Genomic DNA, 2,660 nt, shown 5'->3' with positions numbered 1-2,660 from the left:
ACCCATTTCATCCCGCCCCTTGCGAAAGTCCGCCGTTTTTCATCCCTGCTGAAATCTGCTCAAAAAAAGATCTATCAACTTCTGTGTGATTGATTTATACATACGTATAAATCAGATCGAAAGCTGCGCAACAGGAACCAGAGAGATGAATCCAACCCGGCAGAAACTGCTCGATACCGGCCTCGCCATCGCCACCGAGAAGGGGCTGCGCGGCCTGACGGTGCGCGAGCTGGCGGCGGCGGCCGAGGTGAACCTTGGCTCTTTCGTCTACCACTTCGGCAACCGCGACGCCTTTATCGATGAGCTGGTAGAGCTCTGGTACGCCCCCCTCTATGACGAGCTCAAATCGGTGGCAGCCAAAGGTTCCTACCCCTCTGCCATCGCCATGTTCGAGGCCACCATGGAGGCGCTGATCGGGCTGGTGGCGCGCCAGCGCGGCTTTATCAACCACCTGTTTGGCGATGCGCTGGCAGGCGAAGGGGCGGCCCAGCGTTTTCTGCTCAGCCTGCCGCGCCGCCACCCCCTGCTGTTGATCGAACAGGTACGGATGGCACAGGCGGAAGGGTCGCTGGTCGCGGGTCACCCGCTCCAGCTGATGATCTTCATCATGGGGTCGGTCGGCCTGCCGCTGGTCATCGCCGGCAGTGGTCGTCAGCTCGGCTGGCTGCCCGAGAAGGCCGCCCCCTTTCTCAGCCAGATAGACAACCCCGAGGCCGCCAGACAGCGGCTGGTATGGGCCCTGCGCGGCCTGCGCCCCACCGACATGAAGAAAGGAGAAGCGGTATGAAACAATGCATCGCGATGGTAGCTCTGCTGCTGGCCGTTCTCAGTGGTGACCTCTGGTTGCAGAGCCATCCTCAAGGAGAAGTGGTATGAAGCAACGCATTGCAATCGTGGCCCTGCTGCTAACCGTTATCGGCGGCTACCTCTGGTGGCAGGGGCGCCCGGCCGACGGCTCCATCCTCTACGGCAACGTCGATATTCGCGACGTCAATCTGGCCTTTCGGGTCGGCGGACGCGTCGATCAGGTGCTGGTCGATGAGGGGGATAGGGTAAAAGCCGGTCAACTGCTGGCCCGCCTCGATCCGGCTCCCCTCACCCACAGCCGCGACAGCGCCCGCGCCAATCTGGCCGCGCTCACTGCCGCCAACGCCTTGATCCACAAAGGCTATCGCAGCGAAGAGACCGACCGCGCCCGGGCCGCACTGGCCGCCGCCGAAGCCGCAGCGCTGGAAGCTGACCAGCAGTGGCGCCGCCAGAGCGCATTGGCCGCCACCGGCTCCATCTCACGCGGTCAGCTCGATACCGCCCGCTCCCAGCGAGATCAGACCCAGGCACAGGTACGCTCAGCCCGCGAACAGCTCGCCCAGCTCGAAACCGGCTACCGCCCGGAAGAGATAGCCCAGTCCGATGCCCAGCTGGAAGGAGCCAAAGCGGCGCTCGCCAGTGCCGAACTGGCGCTGGCGGATGCCAACCTGACCGCCCCCAGCGACGGCATCATCATCAGCCGCGCTGTCGAGAACGGCAGCATGGTGCAGAGCGGAGCGACCGCCTTCAACCTCTCCCTGACCGCGCCAGTCTGGGTGCGCGCCTATGTGGAGGAGCCCTGGCTCGGCCACTTCCCGAGCGGCGCCAGGGTGACCCTCACCACCGACTCGCGGCCGGATCAGCCCTATCACGGGGTAGTGGGCTTTGTCTCGCCGACCGCCGAGTTCACCCCGAAATCGGTGGAGACGCCAGACCTGCGCACTCACCTCGTCTACCGGCTGCGCATCGTGGTGCAGGACCCCGACCCGGCCCTGCGCCAAGGGATGCCGGTCACCGTCAGGCTGGCGCCATGAGCTGCGCCATCTCCCTTGAGGGGCTCACCAAACGCTTTGGTGAGCGGGTCGCCCTCAACGCCATCTCGGCCACCATTCCGGCTGGCGGCATCACCGGGCTGGTCGGCCCCGACGGCGCGGGCAAGAGCACTTTGCTGCGCCTGCTGGCCGGTCTGCTGATCCCCGAAGCGGGTACCATCCGGGTGCTGGGGCTGGATCCGGTGAGCGAGGGGGACCTGTTGCGTCAGCGCCTCGGCTACATGCCCCAGCAGTTCGGCCTCTACGAGGATCTCAGCGTGCTGGAGAACCTCACCCTCTATGCTGACTTGCGCGGCGTACTGGAGCCCGAACGCACGCCCACCTTCGCGCGGCTGCTCGCCTTCACCGATCTTGCCCGCTTCACCGCGCGGCCTGCGGGCAAGCTCTCTGGCGGGATGAAACAAAAACTCGGGCTGGCCTGCGCCCTGCTCGGCACCCCGGATGTGCTGCTGCTCGACGAACCGGGGGTCGGAGTCGATCCCATCTCCCGCCGCGCCCTCTGGCAGATGGTGCGCGAGCTGGCAAAAGGGGGGATGACGGTGCTCTGGAGTACCGCCTATCTCGATGAGGCGGAACTGTGCGACCACGTGCTGCTGATGGCAGATGGCGAGGTGCGTACCAGCGGCACGCCAGCCGATCTGATGGGGGCCGTGGCCAGCCGCTGCTGGCTGCTGGAGGCAGGGCAACTGGATGGCCGCGAGCGGCGCGCCCTGCTGCGCCGGGCGCTGGCTCACCCGGCAGTGATGGATGGCGCTGTGGCGGGGGAGCGGGTTCGCCTGCTGCTGCACACGGGCATGACGC

3 protein-coding genes are annotated in these 2,660 nt (G+C 65.9%); all 3 read left to right on the top strand.

What is annotated here, in order from left to right:
- The first annotated feature begins 145 nt into the window (after window positions 1-145).
- Complete coding sequence (locus tag AB5Y85_RS03275) at window positions 146-787, top strand: TetR/AcrR family transcriptional regulator (protein ID WP_257687598.1); 642 nt, start codon at window positions 146-148, stop codon at window positions 785-787.
- Window positions 788-872: 85 nt separating this feature from the next.
- Window positions 873-1,841: a secretion protein HlyD gene (hlyD, locus tag AB5Y85_RS03270; RefSeq protein ID WP_257687599.1), complete on the top strand. Its 969-nt coding sequence runs from the start codon at window positions 873-875 to the stop codon at window positions 1,839-1,841.
- The coding region (locus tag AB5Y85_RS03265) for an ABC transporter ATP-binding protein (protein ID WP_368221197.1) at window positions 1,838-2,660 on the top strand (823 nt) is incomplete at its 3' end. The genes hlyD and AB5Y85_RS03265, both read left to right, overlap by 4 nt.

Origin of the sequence: Aeromonas sp. R3-1 (genome assembly GCF_040908345.1) — a bacterium.
Taxonomy (GTDB): domain Bacteria; phylum Pseudomonadota; class Gammaproteobacteria; order Enterobacterales; family Aeromonadaceae; genus Aeromonas; species Aeromonas veronii.
This window is presented reverse-complemented; position numbering and strand designations above follow the sequence as displayed.